This window comes from Flavobacteriales bacterium, assembly GCA_019694795.1.
Lineage (GTDB): Bacteria > Bacteroidota > Bacteroidia > Flavobacteriales_D > UBA2798 > UBA2798.
Window position 1 is genome coordinate 1 of record JAIBBF010000040.1, and the last position, 24,845, is coordinate 24,845.

General features: G+C 40.4%; 20 protein-coding genes. 10 read left to right on the forward strand and 10 right to left on the reverse strand.

The window, feature by feature from the left end:
- A partial coding sequence (locus K1X56_11210) for a hypothetical protein (GenBank protein ID MBX7095286.1) occupies positions 1–413 on the reverse strand: 413 nt, incomplete at its 3' end.
- Between the two features lie 69 nt (positions 414–482).
- Between K1X56_11210 and K1X56_11215 the strand changes: the two genes are divergently transcribed.
- Positions 483–1,604 carry a L,D-transpeptidase gene (locus K1X56_11215; GenBank protein MBX7095287.1) on the forward strand — a complete coding sequence of 374 codons (1,122 nt, stop codon included), beginning with the start codon at positions 483–485 and terminating at the stop codon, positions 1,602–1,604.
- Between the two features lie 51 nt (positions 1,605–1,655).
- Here K1X56_11215 and K1X56_11220 read toward each other — a convergent pair whose 3' ends face one another.
- The 7 genes from K1X56_11220 to K1X56_11250 form a co-directional block, all read right to left on the reverse strand.
- Positions 1,656–3,674 (reverse strand): Omp28-related outer membrane protein, encoded by a 2,019-nt coding sequence (locus tag K1X56_11220; GenBank protein ID MBX7095288.1) that lies wholly within the window; start codon positions 3,672–3,674, stop codon positions 1,656–1,658.
- Between the two features lie 126 nt (positions 3,675–3,800).
- Entirely contained in the window at positions 3,801–6,566 is a 2,766-nt protein-coding gene (locus tag K1X56_11225) for a gliding motility-associated C-terminal domain-containing protein (GenBank protein MBX7095289.1), read from the reverse strand.
- Positions 6,567–6,695: 129 nt separating this feature from the next.
- Positions 6,696–8,729, reverse strand: coding sequence for a gliding motility-associated C-terminal domain-containing protein (locus K1X56_11230; GenBank protein MBX7095290.1), 2,034 nt, complete (start codon positions 8,727–8,729; stop codon positions 6,696–6,698).
- A gap of 103 nt (positions 8,730–8,832) precedes the next feature.
- Positions 8,833–11,694: a gliding motility-associated C-terminal domain-containing protein gene (locus K1X56_11235; protein ID MBX7095291.1), complete on the reverse strand. Its 2,862-nt coding sequence runs from the start codon at positions 11,692–11,694 to the stop codon at positions 8,833–8,835.
- 1 nt (position 11,695) lies between these two features.
- Positions 11,696–12,085, reverse strand: coding sequence for a hypothetical protein (locus K1X56_11240; GenBank protein ID MBX7095292.1), 390 nt, complete (start codon positions 12,083–12,085; stop codon positions 11,696–11,698).
- A 60-nt stretch (positions 12,086–12,145) separates the two neighbouring features.
- Entirely contained in the window at positions 12,146–12,730 is a 585-nt protein-coding gene (locus K1X56_11245; GenBank protein MBX7095293.1) for a peroxidase-related enzyme, read from the reverse strand.
- Positions 12,731–12,770: 40 nt separating this feature from the next.
- Positions 12,771–13,229: a DUF1569 domain-containing protein gene (locus tag K1X56_11250; protein ID MBX7095294.1), complete on the reverse strand. Its 459-nt coding sequence runs from the start codon at positions 13,227–13,229 to the stop codon at positions 12,771–12,773.
- Positions 13,230–13,369: 140 nt separating this feature from the next.
- Between K1X56_11250 and K1X56_11255 the strand changes: the two genes are divergently transcribed.
- The 3 genes from K1X56_11255 to K1X56_11265 all read left to right on the forward strand — a co-directional run bounded on the left by K1X56_11255 (position 13,370) and on the right by K1X56_11265 (position 16,999).
- Entirely contained in the window at positions 13,370–13,759 is a 390-nt protein-coding gene (locus K1X56_11255) for a DUF1987 domain-containing protein (protein ID MBX7095295.1), read from the forward strand.
- A 132-nt stretch (positions 13,760–13,891) separates the two neighbouring features.
- Positions 13,892–16,216 carry a M48 family metalloprotease gene (locus tag K1X56_11260; GenBank protein MBX7095296.1) on the forward strand — a complete coding sequence of 775 codons (2,325 nt, stop codon included), beginning with the start codon at positions 13,892–13,894 and terminating at the stop codon, positions 16,214–16,216.
- Between the two features lie 3 nt (positions 16,217–16,219).
- The gene (locus K1X56_11265; GenBank protein MBX7095297.1) at positions 16,220–16,999 is read left to right on the forward strand and encodes a hypothetical protein; all 780 of its coding nucleotides are present in this window, start codon (positions 16,220–16,222) and stop codon (positions 16,997–16,999) included.
- Positions 17,000–17,064: 65 nt separating this feature from the next.
- On the opposite strand, the gene mnmE is transcribed toward K1X56_11265, so the two are convergent.
- Positions 17,065–18,459 (reverse strand): tRNA uridine-5-carboxymethylaminomethyl(34) synthesis GTPase MnmE, encoded by a 1,395-nt coding sequence (mnmE, locus tag K1X56_11270; GenBank protein ID MBX7095298.1) that lies wholly within the window; start codon positions 18,457–18,459, stop codon positions 17,065–17,067.
- Between the two features lie 215 nt (positions 18,460–18,674).
- On the opposite strand from mnmE, the gene sucD reads away from it, so the two are divergent.
- Both sucD and K1X56_11280 read left to right on the forward strand, forming a co-directional pair.
- Positions 18,675–19,553, forward strand: a complete 879-nt coding sequence (gene sucD, locus K1X56_11275) for a succinate--CoA ligase subunit alpha (protein ID MBX7095299.1) — start codon at positions 18,675–18,677, stop codon at positions 19,551–19,553.
- Positions 19,554–19,642: 89 nt separating this feature from the next.
- A complete protein-coding gene (locus tag K1X56_11280) occupies positions 19,643–20,194 on the forward strand; it encodes a prealbumin-like fold domain-containing protein (protein MBX7095300.1) in 552 nt (183 codons plus the stop codon).
- Here K1X56_11280 and K1X56_11285 read toward each other — a convergent pair.
- Positions 20,191–22,173: an OmpA family protein gene (locus tag K1X56_11285; protein ID MBX7095301.1), complete on the reverse strand. Its 1,983-nt coding sequence runs from the start codon at positions 22,171–22,173 to the stop codon at positions 20,191–20,193. The genes K1X56_11280 and K1X56_11285 overlap by 4 nt on opposite strands.
- A gap of 279 nt (positions 22,174–22,452) precedes the next feature.
- On the opposite strand from K1X56_11285, the gene K1X56_11290 reads away from it, so the two are divergent.
- The 4 genes from K1X56_11290 to K1X56_11305 all read left to right on the forward strand — a co-directional run.
- Positions 22,453–22,662 (forward strand): hypothetical protein, encoded by a 210-nt coding sequence (locus tag K1X56_11290; GenBank protein ID MBX7095302.1) that lies wholly within the window; start codon positions 22,453–22,455, stop codon positions 22,660–22,662.
- A 32-nt stretch (positions 22,663–22,694) separates the two neighbouring features.
- Positions 22,695–23,537, forward strand: coding sequence for a UDP-2,3-diacylglucosamine diphosphatase (locus tag K1X56_11295; protein ID MBX7095303.1), 843 nt, complete (start codon positions 22,695–22,697; stop codon positions 23,535–23,537).
- Entirely contained in the window at positions 23,534–24,565 is a 1,032-nt protein-coding gene (locus K1X56_11300) for a glycosyl transferase (GenBank protein ID MBX7095304.1), read from the forward strand. The genes K1X56_11295 and K1X56_11300 overlap by 4 nt, the downstream gene beginning before the upstream one ends.
- On the forward strand, positions 24,565–24,845 hold a 281-nt coding region (locus K1X56_11305), incomplete at its 3' end, for a family 1 glycosylhydrolase (protein ID MBX7095305.1). The genes K1X56_11300 and K1X56_11305, both read left to right, overlap by 1 nt.

Here is a 24,845-nt window from a genome sequence, read left to right on the forward strand (position 1 = left end):
GGATTTAAACAGGGGAGTTTTGCCGTAAAGTAAGATACGATATCTACAGGATTACTTACAACAATTACCAAGGGATCGTTTTTAAAATTGCAACCACCAAAAACACCTTTTGTAATGGTGATGTTATCGAGTGCAACTTCCATTCTGGAGCCAATGATTTTACGATTTACGCCGGAGGTATGAAATATTACATCTGATTCGATAAAACGTTCCTTGTTATTGATGTAAAGCTTGTTTTCGGGATGTAAAACCTGACAATGCTGCAATTCCAACACGCGACCATTGTTGTGAGGCGAAGGTTCCATAATGTTCACCTCCATGGGCATTTGCCTTTTATTTAATAACAACCAGGCAATGGACGCTCCCACCTTGCCGCAACCTACAATACTAACCCTTAGCACGCGCTGGTCCATACTAAAGCAATAATTGAAACGTTACTTTTTTGCATGAAGCGAATTTCAATTAAAAAGTAAAGGGTAATTATGATGCTGGTCATTCGAAAAATAGGACTCTTATCAGTTTTAGCGCTTCTAACCTCAGCTTGTAATGAACAAGTTAAAGCAGGAAATCAGATAAATACCAGCATTAAGAAAGAAGAAAAACAAATCCCGGAGGAACCAAATAATAACAATAAAAGCTACGATTTTTTATTCTTTCCTCACCTGGGTGATGGATTTAGCACACCCTTTCATGAGCGGATCAATTCCATTTCAAAAAACAAACAACAACAAACGTTACGCTGGAACCATACAGTAACAGAATCCACAACGGAATTACTTGAGCAATGGAGCCTGCTTAATTCATCTGAACCCAGCAGTATTTTTTCGGTTGCAAAAGGCATTGTGCAGACAGAAACCGACACTTCTTTCATCATCGAACATCAGTTCCTTGAAAATGGAAAAAAGAAAATAATTCAGGTAGAATATTTCCCCATTACTCCAATAGAAAATATTAAATCTGTAAATAGAAATCAAAAAATTGGTACTCTCAAAGGAACCACTCTTTTTACGCGTATTCGGTGGACTTCCGATATTCCAATATATAAGAAACCTCTGCAATGGTATGCAGAAAATTACAGGCACACTACCCTACCCGCCAGTGAAAATCAATTGTTGATTGTAGTAAAAAGTGAATACACCATTTACCATTTCGAAAAAGGGAAACTGATTGCTGAGTTTGATATTTGTTTGGGACAAGAACCTCTTGGACATAAAGAAGTGGAAGGAGATAATAAAACACCGGAAGGGGAATATAGAATTACGGAAAAAGAAAAAGGTCCCTTTTACGGCGGTACGGGTCCCTGGCTGGGCGATCGATGGATGCATTTCTCCTATCCGAACCGCTTCGATGCCAAACTGGGATATGAAAAGGGATTAATTTCTAAAACGCAATACCTCGATATTGAAAAAACAGATTTGATGAATGGAAAAACCAACTCGTATACGCATTTAGGCGGACGAGTAGGCTTGCATGGTTGGAACGGGACCTTTATTGCCAATGGCACCCAGGATTTAACCTGGGGCTGTATTTGTATGCAAAACGAAGACATTATTGAGCTCTTCGAAAAAATCCCCATGAATACCAAACTGATTATTCTACCATAAAAAAAACCGCGATCATCATTGACCGCGGTTTTCTATAATCGTTCAAAATAGTTATTGCTTAATCAGGCGGATCGATTTTAACTCATTACCCACCCTAACATTAACCAGGTAAATTCCTGATGATAATGCTGAAGTATTTACAGGCAATAAAAACTCTCCGCGCATAGTACCAAAAGCACGTGTAGAAACCACTTTTCCATTGATATCAATCACCTCAACATTTACATCTGCAGGGTTACTGATGTTGATTGCTACATTACTGAAATCTGAAGCAGGATTCGGGAATAAACGAGCAGAAAAATTAGATGTATTTTCCTCTACTCCGGTAATCAAATCAGAAAGCGCAATTTCACCTGCATTTTCAATGGTTCCGTTAGGGTGACGAAGCATAACAACAATGTGCATTGCATTTACATCCCAAGTTGGATCCAGTGTAAAATTGAATGAATTGGAAAAGATATCATTCGCACTAATGGTTGAAGTGAAGGCATTTTGTAATCCGGTAAATGAAGGATTAATGTCACGTGCTACATGATCGTAAACCATATTAGCAGCTGGTACAGGATTTGGTTCAGTTTGCCAGTTATGTCCTGCCCCTACCAAAGGTAAATTCTGGGAGGTTGAACTGTAGTAATTGGTTTGGTTATATCCAGAAGTGGTCCCGGTAATTCCATCTTCTGTTAAAACAGTCAGCAAACGCCAGTCGCCAGAAGTATTGATATGAAATGTAGTTGTAACATCTACAGTCAATGAATTTCCATTTACGGTTCCGCCAATATTGAAAGTTCCGGCAGGATCAAGAACAATGCGGTTAAGGAAATCGCCTTCCATTTGAGAAGGATCAATTTCAGCACCACGGTCAACCAAAGCAGAAGGATATCCGCTAATTAATCCACCAATGGCAGCATCATAATCCGTAACGGTCATAGGATCGCTGTTGTGAACTGCAATCCCTGCAAAATATCCATCGTATTTCGTGCTCATTTCTTCCATGTAAACAGCACCACGCGGACACCATCCACACCATGTTCCGGTTCCTTCTTCTGCAACTACCATTTTACCGGCAGCAGGTACAACTGGATTAAGCGTAATGGTTTTTACATCATCATTGGCATCTCCATCTGCACCGGCACCATTTACGTTAGAAATAGTAATGGTTAAAGGATTACTTCCTGCAGCAAGAAGGATCTGTTGATTGAACGTGTAATTCATGGTGGCTAATGAAGCCAGGTTTTGTCCGGTAACATTCTCTGTAATTTGAGAACCATTATAATCATAAGTAATATCGAACGAAGTAATTGCCGTAGTTCCCAAATTACGAACCGTTGCAACTACATCTCTGTTCTGACCAGCCAATCCGCCACTCACCGAAGCAAGGGTAACTGCACCATTCAGTGAAGGCAAAGAATACGGAGTATGGTTGTAAAAGAAATCGTCCATATAATATCCCGCCTGGTTATTTCCACCGAGTGATGTTGGATTGATTGGGAAAATATCAATGAATGAAACACGATTGATCGGATTTGCAAAAGATCCCTGAGAAACATTATCGATGAAAAGTTCCCAAACATTGGTGTTCAAATTAATGTCCAAACGCAATTCAAACCAGGTTGCAATCGGATAAGTCGTTTGCAAATAAGAACCTTGCGTGTTCGATAAATACAAATTCCCATCGTTCACCATCTGGCAATCTAAAGCCCAGGTTGCACCGATAGTGGCATCCGCTTGTAAATTGAAATAAGCTCCTTTTCCGGATTGAACATAAAAATAGGCTCCAATGCTAAACTGACCCGTATTTTTTACTCCGCCGAACGATAAAACGCAGTCGGTAGGACCACCATTCGCTGAGGTAGAAGAATAATAAATGGAATTCGGGGCACTGTGTGATAAGGCGCTGGAAACTAAAACGTCTTCTGCACCACCCTGTGTACCACTCCAGGTTGTCCAGGGTACAGATTGTACACCCAAATATCCACCGGCAGTGTAGGAATCAAAATTATCGGAGAACTGTGCAAAGCCTGAGCTTCCTAACAGTAATCCGCCCAATAATAAAGCGTAACGATTTTTCATGAACTAGAGATTTTTCACCCTAAATATCAGCAAAGCTCTACACAGAACCTAATAGGATTGAACCGTATCCTTGAAATCCCAAAAAAAAAGGTCCGGATACCGGACCTTCATTTATTAATATCTCTTTTATCTGAGCAAGGTAACGTGACCGTAAAACTCTCGTTTTTTATTGGTCTCCATGTCCTTCACTTTAATTTTCCAGACATAAACATCTTGCTTGGCTTTCATACCACGGTGATTTCCATTCCAACCTTCAGCCGGATTTTTGGTTTGGAAAACAATTTCACCCCAACGGTCGAACACATATAATTCATACGAATTCGGGTCAATACCATCAATAATGGGTAAGAAGTACTCATTCTTGCCATTACCATCCGGAGTAAAGGCATTGGGAACAAACAATAAGAAAATATCATTGATCACGATCACCTTACAAATGGAGTCCTGACAACCATCTGCATTAACAGCCGTTAAGCAAACATTATAACTACCAGGCAAAGAATCAGGGAAAGTAAAGGTTGGATCCTGAACTAAAGAAGTTCCCAAACCTGCAAAATCCCAACTATAAGAAACAGCACCACTTGAAGTATTTGTAAAGTGAATTTCAGTATCGTACAAATTGGTAGGCTGAGGTGTTGCCATAAAATCGGCTGTTGGATACCCAGTAACACAAATCATCGAAGGATTGGTTAAGGAAGAGGTACATCCTGCTGCAGACGTCACTGACAAACTAATATCGAAACAACCGGCTTGCGAGAATACATGACTGGTAGTTGCAACATTTCCAGAAGTCGATCCATCTCCAAAATTCCAAACTACCGTATTACCAACTGGATTAGAAGTATTGGTAAAGTTCACCAGTAATGGTGCGCAACCAGAAGTTACATCGGCCGTAAAATTCACCTGTGGTAATGCATTTACTACAATATCAACAGTAGATGTATCACCACAGTTTCCTGGGGTGATGTAGGTAATGGTATGCGTTCCAACCCCGGCAGTTGCAGGATTAAATGTTCCGTTTGCAGCATTTGTAATGCCGGTACCGGACCAGGTTCCTCCTGGATTTATGGCGGATAAATTGGACGCGGGAGCATCCACACAGAAAGGACCCGCAGGATTAATCGTTGCTAAAATCTGACTCACCACATCGATGGTGATATTATCCACATCTCCGCATACACCAGAAATGGTATAGGTAATGGAGTTCGGACCAATATTAGCAGAAGCCGGATTAAAGGTTCCGGTAGCCTGGTTGGTAATTCCGGTTCCGGACCAAACTCCACCAGGTTGAGCGGCCTGTAAAGTAACAGCAGGATCAAGAACACAAACTGGTCCAATTGGCGTAATGGTTGCATCTGCATTAGCAATGACCTGAATTGAAACCGTAGCCGTATCACCACATGAACCTGGGGTCATGTATGTAATAGTATGTGTACCCGCTCCGGCAGTTGCTGGATTAAATGCACCTGTTGCAGCATTGGTAATACCGGGACCACTCCAGGTTCCGCCAGCCATATTTGCAGCCAGAACAGTAGCCGGGTTATTGGCGCAATACGGACCAGCAGGATTAATAACTAATGAACCAGGTACAATCACATTTACTATAACTGTATCATTTGCAGAGCATCCGCCACCATCATCTACATGAACAATATAAGTAGATGTTGCAGCTGGATTAACAGTAATACTCGCCGTATTTCCACCAATAGGAGTTCCGTTTTCGGTCCATGCAAAATTTACACCTCCGCCCGTTACGGTTAATGTGGCTGGGTCGCCCGGACAAACAGATTGATCTGCTCCGGCAGAAATAGCCAAAGATCCGGAAGAAATAACGGTTGTGGAAGCCGTTGCTGTACAGTTATTTGCATCAGTTACGGTCACTGTATAAGTGGTATTACCTGAAGGCGTTACCGTATTGGTTGCTGAGTTACCTCCTGTTGGGGTCCATGAAAACTGATTTCCACCGGCACCACCGCTTGGAGTGGCTGTTAATGTTACAGGAGAACCACAGTTACTTGGTCCAGGGTTTGGAAGTGATACTGTAAATGCGCTAGGCTGAGTAATTGTAAATGAGGTAGAACCGGAACATCCATTAGCATCCGTTACGGTACAGGTATACGTACCTGCAATTAGACCTGTAGCGTTGGTTGTTCCCTGACCAGCACCTGGTGCGGGCGACCAGACAATTGAATACGGAGCAACACCGCCGGAAGGATTTTGAATACTAGCTGTTCCATTATTACCACCAAAGCAACTTACGTTGGTAGATCCGTTAGGGGTAACTGAGAATGGACTTATAGAACTTAAATTGTCGAGCTGTACAGAAAAAGTGGAGTTGGTACATCCCGGATCGTTAATCGCTTGCCAGGTTAAACTACAAAAGTTTTGAGTTGGAGTAAATGAAACGGTCATGGTGGTCCATCCCATTCCATTCGTAATTTGAGGAGAGGTCCAAACCTGCGAAGAAAAATCGCAAGAAGAACCAGAAGTTACTCCCGGATTACCGGCCCATAAAACGAGATTTCCCGGACAAGATCCTGATCCTGATTGATCATCCTGACCGGCTACATCAACAGTAAAAGTATAGGTAATCCCCGGTGTTAAACAACCTGAAATAAATTGCGAAGCTGTTTCTTGCCATCCGGGAACGGCAACCAGACCAATGTATTGAGTTCCATTGGTAGCAGGTAAATTAATCCCCCAGTTACCCGGTTGGGTATCTGAAGTAGTACCGTTACAGTTGGACCAATCCGGTGGTAATTGATGCGCCGGAGGAGGATTTGGTCCACCCTCAAACGAAGGATTTTGCCAGTTAAGCTGGGTACATTGGGCAAAGGCAGAATAGGAAATAAATGTTAATCCTAAAGCCAGAAGGGTGCGGGTTGCGCGCATGTTACGCTTTTTAGTCAACCAAAAGACGTAAATCCATTAAAACAGTTGCCAAAACGGATTAGATTTCGACGAAAATACTTTATGTTGTTTTCTAGCCTACTCTATTCGATCGCAAAACCTTGAGTTTTATTACTTCCTAATCAAGGTAACTGTACCCTGTTGTTCAAATTTAGATCCATCAACCTTAGTACAGTTCAACAAATAGTAATAGGTTCCTTCCGGACAATCCTTGGCTTTATTCTGACCATTCCAACTTCCGTTAATACCGGAGAAAGCACCAACTTTGAGTCCCCAGCGATCGTAAATCACCATTTCCAAATCGGTAACGCCTTCGGTTAACACGGTAAACACATCATTCACACCATCACCATTAGGTGAAAACACATTGGGAATAAAGATAGAGAAGGGACCAAAAACAGTAATGGTGGCATAACTGGTATCTGAACAAGCACCATTTTGCGAAATCAACATTACCTGGTAAGTTCCTTCATCGAGATATTGTGTTGAAACGGTATCTGCCGAAGTAGAAAAAGAGCCATTGCCTAAATCCCAAATAAAGTTAGAACCACCTTGTGATGTGTTGGTGAAATTTACTTCGAGAGGCATGGAACCTTGACCCGGATTTGCGGAGAAGGAAGAGCTTACATTATTAACAACAATAGAAGTCGTTGCAGATCCACCGCAATTTCCTGGAACGGTATATGTAATTTGAGCAGGTGAATTAGTAACTAAAGATGGATCGAAAGTTCCATTTTGAGGATCGATAATTCCGGTACCGGACCACACTCCCCCAGCCTGGTTAGCCTGAAGTTGTACGTTAGGACCGTTACCGCAAAATGGACCAGCCGCATTAATGCTTATTGTTCCTGCAGTATTAACAAATACTGTAATTGTATCAGCATCAAAACATGCACTAGTGTCACCTGTAATTACGATGTAAGTGGTGGTTACAGTTGGATTTGCTTGTATGGAAGAATTCGTATTAGAAGACAATACTCCATTTTCGAACCAAATAAAATTACTTCCATTTCCTGTGGTTGAAATCGTAATCGGATCTCCCGGACAAATATTCTGATCTGCACCGCCGTCGATTGTTGGTGCAGTTCCAAATTGTACATTGATGGAAGAGGAAACAGAACAACCTGAACCATCCGTAACATTTACAGAATAACTACCGGAATTTGGAGGATTAACAGTAATGGTAGAAGCAGAACTTCCGCCGGTCCAACTGTATGAATAATTCCCGTCACCTCCTGTAACATTCGCTAGCAAAACAGCAGGATCGGAACAATTTCCACCTTGTGAATTGCTAATGTTCAATTGAAGTTGACTTGGTTCATCGATGGTAAATGTTGCAGCGCCAGAACAACCGGCTGCATCTGTAACTGTACAGGTATATGTACCACCTGCCAAACCGGAAACAGCAGTTGTACCTTGTCCACTTGGAGGCGCAGGCGACCAAACAATCGTATAAGGTGCTACTCCACCCGTTGGATTTTGAATTGAAGCAGAACCGTTGTTACTACCAAAACAGGTTACATCCACTTCAGTTAAGGGTACAACCTGAAAAGGAGAAATCGGACTCAAATTATCAATCTGAACAGAAAAAGTGGTACTTGTACAACTAGGATCATTAATAGCTTGCCAGGTTAAACTACAGAAATTTTGAGTTGGCGTAAATGAAACAGTCATGGTGGTCCATCCCATTCCATTAGTAATTTGAGGTGAAGTCCACACCTGTGATGCGAAGTCGCAAGCTGAACCGGAAGTTACTCCAGGATTTCCTGCCCAAAGGACAAGGTTTCCCGGGCAAGAACCGGAACCGGATTGATCATCTTGTCCAGCCACATCAACTGTAAACGTATATGTAACACCTGGAACCAAACATCCGGAAATAAATTGAGAAGCTGTTTCCTGCCATCCCGGAATGGCTACGAGTCCAATATACTGCGAACCATTGGTAGCAGGTAAATTAATACCCCAGTTTCCAGGTTGTGTATCGGAAGTTGTTCCATTACAATTGATCCAATCCGGCGGTAATTGATGAGCCGGCGGCGGTGTTGGTCCACCCTCAAATGAAGGGTTTTGCCAGTTCAACTGATTGCACTGTGAATAAATCACATTTCCTATAAACAGGGACGAAAGCAGGATAAGGTATCTCATTAAATTAAAAGTAATTCAATATCTCATCACTTTAAAATTTAAGAGAAGAAAAAAATGGTCAACCCATAAAGAATTGACCATTTTTTATGAAAAGGTAGTTTTATTACTTTCTAAGGAGCGTTACCGTTCCGTGTTGTTCAAAATCTCCGCCTCCTTGTTTGGTGCATTTAAAAATGTAGAAGTAGGTTCCTTCAGAACAATCTTTTCCATTCTTCTTACCATCCCAGAAACTATTCACATCAGAAAAGCTGTTTACTTCCGTTCCCCAACGATCAGTAACCACCATCGTCATGGTTTCTATTCCGGTAGCTACAACCTTGAACTCATCATTGGTGCCATCACCATTGGGTGAAAATACGTTGGGAATAAACAAAGAGAATGGACTATAAGCATTAATGGTTAAATACAAGGTATCCACGCATCCGTCAACATTCATTGCCACCAGCATCACTGTATAAGTAGTATCATCAATGTACAATGTAGTGGTAGTGTCGTTGGTAGTCGATTCATTTTGGCCATTTCCATAATCCCAGAAATAACCTACACCTCCACTGGTAGTATTAATAAAATTTACCGTTAACGGAGCTGTTCCCGCTGAAGGATTAGCAGTTGCCGTAGCATTGACGGAAGATACATTTACGGTTACGGAAGAACTGGAAGTACAACCATTAGCATCTGTTCCAACAACGGTATAGGTAGTTGTTGCACCGGGTGATGCTGTAGGATTAGCAATGGTAGTAGAGCTTAATCCTGTACTAGGCGACCAAGAATAAGAAACTGCTCCTGATGCATTGAGTTGAGTGGATGAACCAGCACAGAAAATTGCATTATTTCCTCCGCTTACATTCGGAAGAGAATTTACGGTTACAACCACATCATCCGAAAACTGACAACCATTGGCATCTGTACCAGTTACAGTATACGTGGTAGTAGAAGAAGGATTTGCAGAAGGATTGCTAATCGTTGTGCTGCTTAATCCTGTGGAAGGCGACCAGGAATAGGAACTTGCTCCCGATGCAGATAAATTCACAGAACCACCTGCACAGAATGAAACATCATTTCCTGCACTTACATTTGGTAATGCATTTACAGTAATGGTGGTAGTTGCAGTACCTGGGCATGGATTACCAACGGTTAAGGTAATGGTATGCGTACCTACACCGGCAACTGAAGGATCGAATGTTCCATTGGAAGCATTGGTAATACCGTTACCACTCCATGTTCCAACTGAATTTGCAGTAAGTGTAATGGGTGCGCTGTTTAAGCATAAAGGATTAACTGCATTGATAACCGGATTAGCCGTGTTAACCGTGATTGTTTCTGTATCTGTTCCTCCGCAAGCACCTGCAATTGTATAAGTAATCGTAAATGTTCCGGCACCGGATACAGCAGGATCAAATGTTCCATTGGAAGCATTAGTAATACCGGTTCCAGACCATGTTCCTCCTGCCGTAGCAGCAGTTAAATTTACAGATGGATCGCCAACACAAAACGGACCTGCGGCTGTAATGGTTGGATTAGCCGTTGAGGTTACCGTAATTTGAGTAGTTCCGGGTGTAGAACATCCTCCACCGCCTAATGAGTAAGTGATGGTAAAGGTTCCTTGTCCGGCTGTAGCAGGATCAAAAATTCCGTTAACGGGATCAATAATTCCTGTACCTGCCCAGGTTCCTCCAGGGAAACTTGCTGTTAAAGTAACAGGCGCATCACCTGTGCAAAGAGGGGCCTGCGGTGTAATGGTTGGTGATACCGGTGGAACATACACGAATAATTCAGAATCCTGATTGTTACCACCACATGTTGGTACAGAACCACCGGTTAGTGTTAGAGTAAAGACGGTATTTACGGTTGGACCCGGATTTACCAATGGTGTTAACGATGTTGTTGCATTAGGTATGGTAATGGTTGGATTGGCTGTCCAAATATAACCACCTACATAGGGAATCGCAGTTGCTGTTGTAGCAGGTACTGTATAAATGGATGCAGTTCCCGGAGAACAGGAGTTATCATTAATTACAGAACTAATGGTTCCTGAATTATAGGTAATGGTAGAAGATTGTCCGCAAATTGTTGTACCGGTAAAAGTGATGTTGGAATTGGTTAATACCCCGACATCAGCACCAATACAATCGTAAATCTGTACTGCCCATCCTCCTTGGGTTGCATCACAGCCATACAATGGGGACCAGTTGATAGGTGTACTACTCGGACCATATGAATCGTACGTTCCTGTATATGGTGCAGGTGAAGTACATGCATTAAAATTTGGAGCTGGTGCTGTAGTAAAACAAAGATTGTTGACGTTATCGCCGGAATTACAGATACTGTTTTGTCCTAATGCCCCTGGATTAGGGGAAAGAGGAATTGTCGGACTACCACAAGATGCTGGTCCAACAAGGAAAAATCCTAAGTCGGAAACATACGTATGTGTTGCAGTAAAGCAAACCGTAATTTGCGTATTAGCATCAATTAAAAAAGGGTCTGCTGGAGGATTATACAATTGAGTTGCGGAACCATAATTGATTGTTCCATTTAATTGAACGGCACCACATCCGGGTGGAATTGGTGCAACATCTACTGTAGTTGGTGTAGTTACAATTGAAACCCAGGCTCTGAAGCATCCTACAACAGCAGAGGTTCCGTCCACAATTGTTACCCGATACAAACCGCCTGCTAATCCACTAATCGTAGAAAAGGGTTGGTTGTTTACGGTGGTGTAGGCCGACCAGGTATTGGTTCCCGGATTAAACACCTGCCAGATAAAGTTCCAACCAGGAACACCAGAAGGAGGAGTTGCTGTTAACTCACCAGTACCACCATTACACCAAAAATAAATGGAATCGTTGGTTGCTCCATTGGTATAGGTGGTGATTCCTGAACTTACAGCGGTTGAAGATGTAATTTGGCCGTAAGAAAGTTGAACACCGCCAATAAAGATGAGCAGAAGTAAATGTATACGCTTCATATTAGTGGTATTTGGTGTTAAACTGATCCAGACTTAATTTTTCTGTCTTTTTTCCATTGGGAATAATGACCCAATCAATCGAAAGGCCATGAATCATTTTTCCAATTACGGCAGCATTGGCATAAGCTTCAGGAACTGTGATGGTCATTTTTGTTTTTTCAGGTTTCGATTTTGGAAATGAAGAACTGAAGTTATTCGCATTGCAAAAATCTACCAACGATTGTTTTTCATCGGCAGTTAATGTCCATGAAAACATCAGCTCACATGTGTAGCTACCATTTACCTGAACAAATAATTTCGGACCACTTTCGAGGGTAACATTTTTACTGGATTGCGCCATACCACCAAGCGTAATAAGCGCAAATAACAAGAGTGTAGCAACTTTTTTCATGCAAGAGTTTTTGTAAAATTAAGACTCTAAAACACGCCAAAAGTTGCTTGGTGCAATAAATTATTTCCGGAACTTCTTATTTAAAATTCTACGCACCAACCACCTGATTATCAATGGCGGATATTTGTAACCCCGATGCGCTAATTGTTTTCCCATTTCGGGATATTCATCATCTTGAGCAGGAATTGTGCCCAAACCATCTACATAGCGGTTAAACATACAAAATGCAGCGGCGATTAAAACGGCATCATGAATATCCTGATCGCTTGCGCCCTGCTGGCGGGCATTTTCAATATCCGAAGTCATAACTTCCCTCCCACTCTTTTGAACCTTGGTAGCAATCTCCAAGAGCGCTTTCATTTTGGGACTAATCGCTGCCTGCCGAAAATCCTTTTTTACCTGCTCCACCAGTTCATTTTGGTTTAAATGACAAGCGGCCGCGGCACTATGTGAATCACAACAAAAATCACATTGGTTCAATTTCGACACATAAGAAGCGATTAATTCACGCTCTCCACTTGTTAGTCCGGAAGGCCCCTTTAACAATGAATGTGCGAACGAACTTAAGGTTTTTCCGGTGGAGGATTTATAATACAACAATCCTAAAATACCCGGATAGGAATTTCCTGTTTGAATAAAAGACATAAGGCTGGTTTTTGGTTATGGAAAAGATAACCAAATTCCATTACACTCCAAATTGACGCAAGTGATGATCAATATGCTTATACATCAGATTATTCCATTCCAAGGCACTTAGCTTACCAAGTGTAAGTTGAGATTTCCCTTCGAAATGTTGTTTACCTCTTGCAGAAAATTCAAGAATCAGCTCTTTCAATTTCTGTTGTTCGGCTAAGAAAGCAGGTTGATCAACAATTTTAAAAGCAGGTGCTGTGGGTAAGTTTTGTTTATACGGAACCTCATTCACCATAGATTTTCTGAAAAACAGTTGGAGCATCCATCGCATCATGGCAGGGGGACGTTGATTGTTTTTTTCAAGTGCCTGTTCGAATGAAATGGTGCAATGCTTTACCATTTGTGCCACATTCATTTTGCCCCACAATCCCTGAGTGGATGGGGTCAACATTTCTATTCGCTGAATGAGTTGCTGAACGTCTGAAGGAGAAAACAAATCGGGATAAGCCATGGTTGATTTTTTTTGAAATTAGAAAAAAACAGCTAAAAATGAGACTTATCCGCCAAAATTGAATCTTGGTCGAATTCGGACAAAGGATTCCCGAATTTGGACATCAATCCTTATATTCGTGAAATTCAAAGCTTCAACAAATGTCTGGTTTCATTCTCGAAGGAAGTACTAAAACACCTGAAATTCGCTTCAATGGAGATGAAGGAATTTTAGAAATCAGCGGTCGCTCGATTCCGGAAATTTCCAGCGAATTCTATCAGCCAATTATCGATTGGGTTAAAGCCTATGGTCAATCCCCAAAAGAGGAAACCAAAGTGGTAGCCCGGTTCGAATATTTTAATACTTCTTCTTCCAAAAGCATTTTAGATATTTTTAAAGCCTTGGAGGACATTCACAAATCCGGAAAAAGTAAAGTATCGATCGATTGGATTTACACGGAGGATGATGAATCGATGGAGGAAGCTGGTGAAGAATACCGGATTTTATTGAGCGTTCCGTTTAACATCAAATGCGAAGCTGATAATTCATAATAATCAGCTGCAAATCCAAATTCAGATCAATAATAAATCGTAAAACCTGACCATTTTTGGCTAGGTACTTCTTTTTTATTTTCAACTTTTTTTTTAGATTTTTGGGACTTTATTTTTAACACTTCGTCTCAAATGAAATTTAATTTTTACTGCATTGTGCTGTCTGTCTTTTTATGGGGAGAGATCAGCGCTCAAAATGATTACCACCCCTTAAAATGTACAGGAAGTATACCCGAAGATTTTACGCTTTTAGCCAAGGAAAAAGGTGCTCAGGAAATAAAAGAAGAAAAATCGAACAGTAAATCGGCCTCCAGTATAGAACAACGCAAAAAGGATAATTTTATCCGCATTTCGAATTACCTGATAGATGAAATTCTTGTTTCGGGTCGCGTGTTGTTTAATGACCCCATATCTGCCTACCTCAATAAAATTGCAGATGCGGTTTTAGTCAATGAACCTGATTTGCGTGCTAAAATCCGTATCTACGTTTTACGTTCCAATGAAGTAAACGCCTTTACTACCAATTCAGGGATCATTTTTGTGACTTCCGGATTAGTTGCTGAGGTGGAAAATGAAGCACAATTAGCATTTGTGCTGAGTCATGAAATTATTCACTACGAAAAGAAGCACGTCATCAACGCCTTCATCGAAAACGAGCGTATTTTCACTCAGAATAACCGATACGAAGGTTATAACGACAAAATCAAGAAAGCCAGCTCATTTTCCAAGGACCTGGAAATTGAGGCCGACCGTTTAGGTTTGCGTCGTTTAGCAGGGACACAGTACGACCTGAAAGAGTGTTTAAGTTCGATGGATGTGTTACAGTTTAGTCACCTCCCCTTTGATGAAGTAAAATTCGACCTACATCGCTTCGAAACACAAAATATGAAACTGCCATTGGCGCTTTATCTGGATTCTGTTAAGCCCATCGATTTTTCCGGAGATGTTGCCGACGATGTAGAAAGCACTCACCCTAATATTAAAACCAGAATTGAATCACTGCAGGAAGAAATGAAAGACGTTTCCACACCAAGTGTTCAATCCAAGTTCATTCAATCGCAGGACGAATTTTTACAGATCAGAAAAATTGCACGCTACGAAACGGTGCGTATGTTGCTTTCTGACCGTCAATACGCTGAAGCCATTTATGAAGCTTATGTGCTTTTAAATAAAGATCCAAACAATTTATATCTCAAGGAATCCATTGCCAAAGGGATGTACGGCATGGCCAAATACAAGCAAAACGGAAGCTATAGCGATATTTCAAGAAGCTATAAAAAGTACGAGGGAGAAATGCAACAAAGTATTTTCCTCTTTGAAAAATTAAGCGGAGAACAACTTACTTTTTTAGCTTGTAAAGAATTGTACGAACTGTCGTTAACTTCAGATAACAACTTTATTAAGCGCTTGCGAGATGATTTGTTTTATGATTTGATTTCCGAATACGATATGAATTTGGAAAAACTGAAAATCAAAAACAACGAAGCTATTCGTCAGGCAAAAAATGATGCGCTGGAAAAAGAAAGGGAAAAAGAGAATGAAAAAAACATCACTTCAGAGGAAGGCGAAAACAAAGATGTAAAAACCGTTGAGGACGAAAATTCGAAATACGATAAACTTCGCAAGCAGAAAAAGGAAGTGAAGTCGGTAGAAACTGGTAAAAAAGTGGAACAAATCAGTTTCCAATACACTGCTTTCGCGGATTATATCGACAGCAAGGAATTTGCAGACATGTACGAAGAAATTGAAGACAAGGTTGAAAAGGATAAACGAAATAAAAAACAGGAAGAAGAAGCAGATGAAAAATTATCGGCCAGTCAGAAACGTTCCCGCGAAGCCAAAGAAGAAAAGGAAATCCGCAAAAAAGGAAAAGCTCTCGGATTAAATAAAGTTGTTTTTGTAGATCCGTTTTATTTGTCGGTGGACAACACCAAAGGCAGTACACTTGAAAACAGTGAACAAAAACAAATCAATTTCAGTAAGGATGTAACTGAAGTATCTGAAAAAGCAGGTTTAAAAACAGATATTCTTACGCCAAAAATATTTACTCATTCCGATGTAGATAAATACAATCAACTGGCTGCGGTTAACTTCTGGATTTCGGAACGTCTGGATCATGAAAACATCAAGATGATTCCATTGGAGTCGGAATACATCAGCACGGTGAGCGATGATTTCGGAACCAAAAATTTTGCTTTTTCAGGGATCCTTTCCTTTAAGGAAAAGAAAGATCAGATTGCCCTGGCATTATTATCGATTATCACCGTTTACACTGCTCCATGGGGGATTTATTACATTTTAAGTCCAAACTGGAACACCTATTTCTACACGCTGGTTTTTAACGTTGAAACCGGCGATTGTTACATGAACGAACAATTGGAGTTCGATATGAAAGAAAGCCGGAGTCTGCTTCGTTCACAGCTTTATGATTTATTTATTCAAATGAAACGCGACTAATTCATGAAAAAGTTATTTTTCTCACTTATAGTATTGCATTGTTTTTCCTTTTCACATGCTCAAGTACCCGGATTTATAGGAAAACGATTTTCGGGCGGACTAGATTTGCATTTGTTTCCCACACTTACAAAAGGTGGGGGAATTTCACTGGGATTAACACCAGGTTTTGGAGCAAATCTTGAATTTGTGACCTCAAGAAAGGCTTCCATTTTTGCTGAGTTTGCTTCATCAACACATAAATTTTATACACCAGAATTTGGCTTAGATCCATCCGCATTAACACCGCCAAGCACAAATGAAATTAACGGTGTTTCCCCGACTGATGGATCAGGGTATAACCGTTATTTCAATGGAAGTGTAAGAGATTTTACGTTTGGAATAAAAAAGTACAAAAATGATTTTATTTCACCGATAGGACGCTATTTCAAAATAGGTTTTGCATTGATTATGTATGGTCAAAAAGACTGGGATCACGGATGGGATGTAAGTGTTGAATCGTACACTGGGGGCTCAACCATCTATTATAATTCAATCATAAAATCGAATACCAAAACGTTTTTTAAACCTGCTTTTTTAATTGGTTTCGGTAAAAGCATAGCACTTTCCTCGCGGTTGATTTTCGATTTTCATGTTGATACCAAAATAGCGCAGGGATTACTTAGTCGCACAAACAATTCCTATTTCTATCGAGCAGATGATGTGGTAGAATCATTAATCTGGAATGATCTCAAATTCCGTGAAGCATTGCGGATTGGTTTAGGATTGAAGTTTATGATCGGCTAATGATTTCAAGAATAAAATTGAAAGGCTGAAGCAAAGATTGTTTCAGCTTTTTTTTTTACTGAAAATTACTTCCCGATACAGAACTTGCTAAAAATATTACCCAATAAATCCTCTGTAGAAATTTCACCCGTGATTTCACCCAGGTGGTATAAAACCATTCGTAAATGCTCAGCTAATAAATCGCCACTGAGTCCGGATTTCATTCCTGTTTCCACTTCATTTAAAAAGTTCATCGCTTTTTGCAGGGCGTTAAGGTGACGAACATTGGTTACCACCACATCTCCCCTATCTTTTCCGTTTTCTTCTACATAGTGGAATAACCGCAATTTTAATTCATCCAGATTTTTTCCATCGCGCGCAGAAATCACTATTTTTTCTGCATCTACATTGAATTTTTCCAACAAAGCTTCCTGTGAGCCTTTCCATTGGTCCGTTTTGTTAATCACCATTAGGAAATGGTGACTAGCCGTTTTGGTGTATTCACGAAATACTTCAATAGTTGTACGTATTTCCTCTCTGCTACTTGAAAGCGCATCTACCAGATAAAGTACAATACTGGCTTCATTTATTTTTTTCCATGTTTTTTCAATACCAATGGATTCTACGATATCTGTCGTTTCTCTTAATCCTGCCGTATCGATAAAGCGAAATTCAATCCCATTAATGATCATTGTATCTTCAATGGCATCACGTGTGGTTCCGGCGATGTCGCTTACAATGGCTTTGTCCTCCTCCAGCAGCGCATTCAGCAAGGTCGATTTACCCACATTGGGCACTCCGACAATGGCTACAGGAACTCCATTTTTTATGGCGTTTCCATAATCGAAAGAACGAATCAGTTTTTCTATCACCCGGTGAATTTCTGCAACCAGTTGAAGCAATTGTGAACGATCTGCAAACTCAACATCCTCTTCCGAAAAATCGAGTTCCAATTCAATAAGTGAAGCAAAATTGATTAATTGTTCGCGAAGATTATTGATCTGTTTGGAGAATCCTCCTTTTAACTGATGCATGGCCAAATGATGGGCTGCCGCAGATTCGGATGCAATTAAGTCGGCCACCGCTTCCGCTTGTGAAAGGTCCATTTTTCCATTGGCAAATGCACGCATGGTAAATTCTCCTGCACGTGCTGGGATAAGGCCCTGGGACATGAGTAATTTTAGTATCTCCTGTTGGATGAATTTCGATCCATGGCATGCAATTTCTACGGTATCCTCTCCCGTAAACGAATTTGGTCCGCGAAAAATCGTGAGTACCACATCATCCACCACCCGGTTTTGATCAACAATGGATCCATAAACCACAGAATAACCTTTGGCATGAGTAATATCTTTTGAGAAAATGGCATTGCAGGACCGAATGGCATCCGGGCCGCTAACCCGAATAACGGCAATGGCTCCGGCACCAGGAGCGGTTGACAGGGCACAAATGGTGGAAGTATCGATCCATGAATTTCTCATGCTCAAAAATAATTATTCTTCCGGTTTGCCCTTAAAATGAGGAATTATGCGAGTTGAGCTCCATTCCTAAATGTTGAAAACTCGATCTGCAAATCAATAAAACACTATAATACAGATGGTTAATTGATTTCTTTCTTTTCATTTTTTCCTTTCCTCATTCGGTTTGCTTTTGATATATTTGAAATCCAAATTCAAAATTGAAATTCTTATACACCATGGGCGTTTTAGTCAATAAAAATTCGAAAGTAATTGTTCAAGGTTTTACCGGTAGCGAAGGAACATTCCACGCAGGTCAAATGATCGAGTATGGAACCAATGTAGTTGGTGGAGTTACACCAGGTAAAGGCGGAAGTATGCACCTTGACCGTCCTGTTTTTAATACCGTTCAAGAAGCCGTAGATAAAGCAGGTGCTGATGTATCTATCATCTTTGTTCCACCGGCATTTGCTGCCGACGCCATTATGGAAGCTGCTGCGGCAGGTATCAAAGTGGTTGTTTGTATCACCGAAGGAATTCCGGTGAACGACATGGTAAAAGTGAAAGAATACCTTAAAGGCAAAAACGTAACCTTAATTGGTCCGAATTGTCCGGGTGTTATCACCGCTGGTGAAGCAAAAGTTGGAATTATGCCAGGTTTTGTATTTAAACCGGGACGAATCGGTATCGTTTCCAAATCGGGAACTTTAACGTATGAAGCGGCTGACCAAATTGTGAAAGCAGGAATGGGAATTTCTACAGCAATCGGAATCGGTGGTGACCCTATTATCGGAACGCCTACCCGTGAAGCCGTTCAAATGCTCATGAATGATCCGGAAACCGACGCCATCGTTATGATTGGTGAAATCGGAGGAAACTATGAAGCGTTAGCATCACGCTGGATTAAAGAAAACGGAACCAAGCCTGTGGTTGGGTTCATCGCCGGACAAACTGCTCCTAAAGGCCGTAAAATGGGTCACGCAGGTGCAATTGTTGGTGGCGCAGAAGATTCAGCTGAAGCAAAAATGCGAATCATGGCAGAATGCGGAATTCACGTTGTGGCATCTCCTGCTGAAATCGGAGCTAAAATGGCAGAAGTATTAAGTGTTAAAGCTTAATTGAAAATAATCCATCATTAAAAGGTTCTCTTCAACAGGAGAACCTTTTTTTATTCACTTTTCGGCATGTTTTGTGTAATTGATGCCTTATGAAAAACACAGCAATCCTTTTTTCGCTATTCATTTTATTTTCTTCTGCCGCTATTTGCAAGAAGAACAAGAATACATTTATGATTCAGGGTCAACTCACCACTACCGAATCCTGGTGCGGAGGAATGCGTCCCACCCCAGAAATTGAAAAGAATCTGCGAACTCCAAAAGCGCTGCCAAATACAAAAATCTACATCCGGAAAGGGACAGTGAACGACCCTAAATCTAAAATCCTTCAAACCGTCACTTCCGATGCCAATGGAAATTTTTCGGTAAAACTGCCAGCGGGAAAATATGTTATTGTGGACGAGAAAAAAAAGGACCGGAAGTATGCCGAGGAACTTCTAAAGAAATTTGAAAAGGAGACACAGAATTATTCAGCCATCGATAAAAACTGTTTGGAGGAATGGCTAAAAACACCGGATTTCACCTTTGAAATTGATGCCAACGGGACATTAAAAAACATGGATACTTTAAAAGTTAATTATCACCTTCCCTGTTCATTCAGAAGTGTTCCTTGTGTGCAATACCGGGGACCAATGCCTCCTTAAACTTCGGGAGCAATAATAAATTCTACGCGACGATTTTTCGCATGTTCATCTTCCGAACAATCCACCCCATCGGTACAACGATTCACCGGTTGTGATTCGCCTTTAGCTTCGCTAATAAGAATTCTGCTTCTGTCGATTCCCATTTTAATCAGGAAATTGAAAACCGTATTCAGTCTGCGTTTCGACAAAACCATATTGTAAGAAGCAGATCCGCGTGAATCGGCGAAACCTGCAAGGCTGATTCTTAAATTCGGATTGTTGCGAAGTATTTCAAGATTGCGTGCGATGGCTTTGCGAGCTTGTTCGTTCAGACTAAAATTATCAAAATCGAAATAGATGGCTTCAAGCGAAACAGGAGCTGAAGTGGTCACCGTATTAACCACACTGTTTTCAGTTACCGTTTTATGTTGAACTGTTTTATTGGCACACCATTTTTCCTTGGTATTACCATTCATAAAACTTGCTTCCAGGTGAATGTTTTCGGCAACACTTCCACTTTGTGATGCATTTTTAACTGAAATTTTTTCGCTGGAGAATTCACCGGAATTTGTGCTCCATTTGAAGGAAAGCTGACTGGCATTCGCAGGAATTCCTGCATAAACATATTCAGCTTCAGCTCCGGGTGCCAGGGTATCTAAACCTGAAATTGCCAATGGCGATTGAAAATTACATTCCGGTTCAACTTTGTCTTTAAACACCAGCATATAAATATCCATGTCCCCCATTCCGTTGGATCTGCCCGAAGAAAACATTCCGGATTTTCCATCAGGATTTAAGGTGAGGTATATATCATCGGCTGGGGAATTAACCGGTGCACCAAGGTTTTTTACATTGGTAAATTTACTTCCATCCCACTCTGCAGAAAACAAATCATATCCGCCAAATCCGCGGTGACCACGCGAAGAAAAATAAAGTGTTTTTCCATCGGGACTAATCGCAGGACTTTCCTCATCATCCGGTGTATTGATATCCGGACCCAAACTAGTGGCAGGTCCCCATGTACCATCCGATTGTATTTCGGAACGGAAAATATCCAATCCACCTTCGCCATCTTTGGAAATCGAAGAGAAAAATAAGGTTTTTCCATCTGCACTAACCACTGCGTGATTTTGGTATTTACCGCGATTAATATTTTTACCGAGGTCCTTGCTCTTACCTAATTTTCCATTGGTATAATCGGCCGAATATAATTTACCGTTAATAGCGAGAAAAACAGTTTTTCCATCCGGACTAACAGATACAACCGATTCATGGGCCAGAATAGAAGCATCACCCTCCGGGTGAATGATTTCCGGTGAAGTAATCCCATTTTCCGTTTTTGATGCGCGGTAAATTTCCTCGTAATATTTTCCGTCTTTACCATCTACTAATCCATCATGCGCAGAAATCCGGCGAGCCGTAAATAAAATACTTGAATCTTGTGCCAAATAAACCGGTACGTATTCCGGACCCGGACCATTCACTGCATCTCCGAGATTGATCACCATATTATTTTCATCAGGAACAACATAAGAATTAGCGAAATCGCATTGCTCCATGTACTTCAATAACGAAGTTTTTAGTTGATCCCCTGCCTTTGTGTTTTTACAAGCGGGAATTACCAATGCATAATGCTTTTTTGCATCGCTGAAGCGAGAAACATAATGGTATGATGTTGCTAAGGCAAATAAAGTTTCGGGTAAGGAATCTCGTTTTTCAGCTTTTAAAAGTGCTTTTTCCAAAAAGGGAATAGCTTCCGACTTCCGGTTTAAATATTTATTGAGCAACATGCCATACTCACGATTCGCATCCATGTTGTCCGGATCCTCGCGCAATGCATTCAGGTAGTTTTGCTCGGCACATTTAAAATCGAATTCTTCGGCACAGGCACGCGCATCTTTTAGAAATTTTTCAGCAGAAGGTAAGGCAGATGCAGAAAGCGTATCTACCGACCATGTCAGTAAAACTACCAGCAACAAAACAGACCTAAATCGCTTCACATTCATAAATCAGCCTACAGGACTTTGATTTTCAAGGATTGTGAAATTAACAATTCACTGTGGAAAAACCAATTCCAGCTGAATGATTTCGCTCAGCGAATAAATTATACAGCTATAAATCAATTGATTATGTAATAAAATAAATGAAAGATAAGGAAAAGAAATCACCGACTTTACCAATGATTTTCAGTCCATAACCCAATCTTAACACGCCTTAACCAAGCAATAAATCGCGGATAATATTCTAAAAATACACTTGTCCGAAATTTGAAAAAAAACATGATAAGTGTACAAAATCCGACAAGGCATAAACTCGAAGAAGCCTTAATGGTGTTTCAAAAATCGAAACCGTTATTCAGTCATTTCTTTCTATCCAAAAACCTGCTGCGCATCATTAGGGATGTTTACTACTTCGTATTACTGCGCTTTTTTCAGCAACGAATGGGACAACTTTTCAGAGCGGGTGAGATGGACGAAAATGCAAAATAATGGAAACAGAAAGCGAATACCAAAAAAAGAAAATTAAACGTAGAAAAGTAGATCTGGTTGTTATTTCAGATACCCATCTGGGAACCTATGGTTGCCACGCAAAAGAATTATTGCAATACCTCAAAAGTATTAAACCAAAAAAACTAATTCTTAACGGGGATATCATTGATATATGGCAATTCAAAAAAAGTTATTTTCCTAAAGAACATTTACAAATTATTAAACAAATCACTTCCTGGATTTCGAAAGGTGTGGAAGTAATATACATTACCGGAAACCACGATGAAATGCTGCGAAAATTTGCAGGTTTTAAATTGGGAAGTTTTTGCATTACCAACAAAGTCGTTTTGCCACTAAAAACCGGAAAAGCATGGATTTTTCATGGTGATGTATTTGATGTTACCATGAAACATTCCAAATGGCTGGCCAAATTAGGTGGTAAAGGTTATGACTTGTTAATCCTTCTGAACCGCTTTATTAATTTGATTTCCGAAAAGTTGGGAAGAGGTAAAATATCTCTTTCAAAAAAAATCAAAGACAATGTTAAAACGGCTGTAAAATTCATCAGCAATTTCGAAGATACTGCTTCTGATTTAGCTATTGCAAAAGAGTATGAATATGTGGTATGCGGACATATCCACCAACCTTGCATGCGAGAAATTGTAAACGAAAAAGGTAAAGTTATGTACCTCAATTCGGGAGATTGGGTAGAAAACTGCACTTCGCTCGAATACCACGAAGGAGAATGGAAATTATATCGTTTTCAGGATGATTTAGTGGCGCAGAAGATCAAAATCAGTAAAAAGGAAAAAGAACATGTGGATGAAAAATTCCTTTTTAAAAAATTAACCGAAGAATTCGAAATGATTTCATGAAAATATTATATGCCATACAAGGAACTGGAAATGGACATTTAAGTCGTGCCATGGAGATTGTTCCTATTTTAAAACGGAAAGCTGATGTAGATGTATTGGTCAGCGGCATACAGTCGGACCTTAAACTTCCTTTTAAAATCGATTATCAGTATTATGGATTGAGTTTTATATTCGGTAAAAGCGGTGGAATTGATTTTGTAAAAACTTACCGGAAAAGCAGATTGCGCAAACTCAGAAAAGAAATAAAAACCTTACCGGTAGAAAAATACGATTTAATTATTTCCGATTTCGAGCCGGTGAGTTGTTGGGCCGGAAAAGCTAAAGAAATTCCCGTAATCGGTTTAAGTAACCAGGCTGCCGTATTTTCCGAGGGAGCACCTGTGCCAGAAAAATTCGATCCGATCGGAAAATTTGTATTGAAAAAATATGCACCCTGCGATGTACAATTTGGATTTCATTTTCAGAAATACAATAAGCAAATTTTCACTCCCATTATCCGGAAAATAATCCGCGATTCCATTCCTGTAAATTTAGGTCACTATACCGTTTACCTTCCTAGTTTTGATGATAAAAAAATTGTAAAACGATTAAATAAATTTAAGTCCATTAAATGGGAAGTTTTTTCAAAACATTGTAAAAAGGCTTATCAGGATGGTAACATCTATGTTTATCCCATCGATAATGATGCCTTTTTAAGAAGTCTGATTTCCTGCGAAGGAATTCTCTGTGGAGCCGGGTTTGCAACTCCATCGGAGGCCTTGTACCTGAAGAAAAAATTAATGGTTATTCCCATGAAATCGCAATTTGAGCAACAATGCAATGCGCTTGCATTAACCCATATGGGGGTGGCGGTAATTCCTTCGTTGCGAAAAAGACATTTATCCAAAATTGAAGAATGGTTAAAGAATGATTCGATTATTGCCGTAAATTATCCGGATGAAACAGAAAAAATAATTGATCTGATACTGGAAGAACGCAAGAAGAAATTTATTAAGCCAATCCGACTGAAATCCAATAAAGCCTCCTGATGATTTCCGATGATTATAATTTGAACCGAAATGGTTTCGGACAAGATTTTGTTTGGGGTGTTTCTGCATCTGCCTACCAAACTGAAGGAGCTCATGATACGGATGGGAAAGGTCCCTCAATTTGGGATCATTTTGCCGCCAAAGGAAAATCGAGAAATAAAGAGCATGCGAATGACAGTGTAAAATTTTATCACCATTACCGCGAGGACCTGGCATTGATGCGAAGTATGCATATCCGGAATTTTCGTTTTTCATTATCCTGGCCAAGAATTATTCCACA

What these genes read in the sequence shown, in the direction of transcription:
- K1X56_11215 (MBX7095287.1), top strand. Translation starts at nt 483, where the DNA reads ATGATGCTGGTCATTCGAAAAATAGGACTCTTATCAGTTTTAGCGCTT.
- K1X56_11220 (MBX7095288.1), bottom strand. Translation starts at nt 3,674, where the DNA reads ATGAAAAATCGTTACGCTTTATTATTGGGCGGATTACTGTTAGGAAGC.
- K1X56_11225 (MBX7095289.1), bottom strand. Translation starts at nt 6,566, where the DNA reads ATGCGCGCAACCCGCACCCTTCTGGCTTTAGGATTAACATTTATTTCC.
- K1X56_11230 (MBX7095290.1), bottom strand. Translation starts at nt 8,729, where the DNA reads ATGAGATACCTTATCCTGCTTTCGTCCCTGTTTATAGGAAATGTGATT.
- K1X56_11235 (MBX7095291.1), bottom strand. Translation starts at nt 11,694, where the DNA reads ATGAAGCGTATACATTTACTTCTGCTCATCTTTATTGGCGGTGTTCAA.
- K1X56_11240 (MBX7095292.1), bottom strand. Translation starts at nt 12,085, where the DNA reads ATGAAAAAAGTTGCTACACTCTTGTTATTTGCGCTTATTACGCTTGGT.
- K1X56_11245 (MBX7095293.1), bottom strand. Translation starts at nt 12,730, where the DNA reads ATGTCTTTTATTCAAACAGGAAATTCCTATCCGGGTATTTTAGGATTG.
- K1X56_11250 (MBX7095294.1), bottom strand. Translation starts at nt 13,229, where the DNA reads ATGGCTTATCCCGATTTGTTTTCTCCTTCAGACGTTCAGCAACTCATT.
- K1X56_11255 (MBX7095295.1), top strand. Translation starts at nt 13,370, where the DNA reads ATGTCTGGTTTCATTCTCGAAGGAAGTACTAAAACACCTGAAATTCGC.
- K1X56_11260 (MBX7095296.1), top strand. Translation starts at nt 13,892, where the DNA reads ATGAAATTTAATTTTTACTGCATTGTGCTGTCTGTCTTTTTATGGGGA.
- K1X56_11265 (MBX7095297.1), top strand. Translation starts at nt 16,220, where the DNA reads ATGAAAAAGTTATTTTTCTCACTTATAGTATTGCATTGTTTTTCCTTT.
- mnmE (MBX7095298.1), bottom strand. Translation starts at nt 18,459, where the DNA reads ATGAGAAATTCATGGATCGATACTTCCACCATTTGTGCCCTGTCAACC.
- sucD (MBX7095299.1), top strand. Translation starts at nt 18,675, where the DNA reads ATGGGCGTTTTAGTCAATAAAAATTCGAAAGTAATTGTTCAAGGTTTT.
- K1X56_11280 (MBX7095300.1), top strand. Translation starts at nt 19,643, where the DNA reads ATGAAAAACACAGCAATCCTTTTTTCGCTATTCATTTTATTTTCTTCT.
- K1X56_11290 (MBX7095302.1), top strand. Translation starts at nt 22,453, where the DNA reads ATGATAAGTGTACAAAATCCGACAAGGCATAAACTCGAAGAAGCCTTA.
- K1X56_11300 (MBX7095304.1), top strand. Translation starts at nt 23,534, where the DNA reads ATGAAAATATTATATGCCATACAAGGAACTGGAAATGGACATTTAAGT.